The following is a 381-nucleotide window of genomic DNA, read 5'->3' as shown; positions in this document are numbered from 1 at the left end:
CCGTCCGCCGCTCGACGCCCATTAACGCACCCGAAGGATTGTTAGTGTCGTTTCCGCTCGACTTGCATGTGTTAGGCCTGCCGCCAGCGTTCAATCTGAGCCATGATCAAACTCTTCAATTTAAGATTTTGATTACCTAAATTAATAGGTGTGACTCAACGAATACTGACTTCAAAACTACAAAAAGTAATTCTAAAGCTATTACCATTCCAACAGAATGATAATGAATTGACTGTGCCAAGTCCTAAGACTTGATTGGTCACTCAGTTCATTGAAATCAATTTTGATTCCGAAGAATCTGTTTTATCTAACGATAAAACGTTTTGATATTCATCAACGAGTGCCCACACAGATTGATAGGTTTAAATTGTTAAAGAGCTT

General features: G+C 39.1%; 1 rRNA gene. It reads right to left on the bottom strand.

Annotated features, from left to right (window positions below):
- Positions 1 to 122, bottom strand: a 16S ribosomal RNA gene (locus AB4274_RS21840); the annotation flags it as partial.
- Positions 123 to 381 lie beyond the last annotated feature (259 nt).

This window comes from Vibrio sp. 10N.261.55.A10, from assembly GCF_041470825.1.
GTDB lineage: Bacteria > Pseudomonadota > Gammaproteobacteria > Enterobacterales > Vibrionaceae > Vibrio > Vibrio crassostreae_C.
This window is presented reverse-complemented; position numbering and strand designations above follow the sequence as displayed.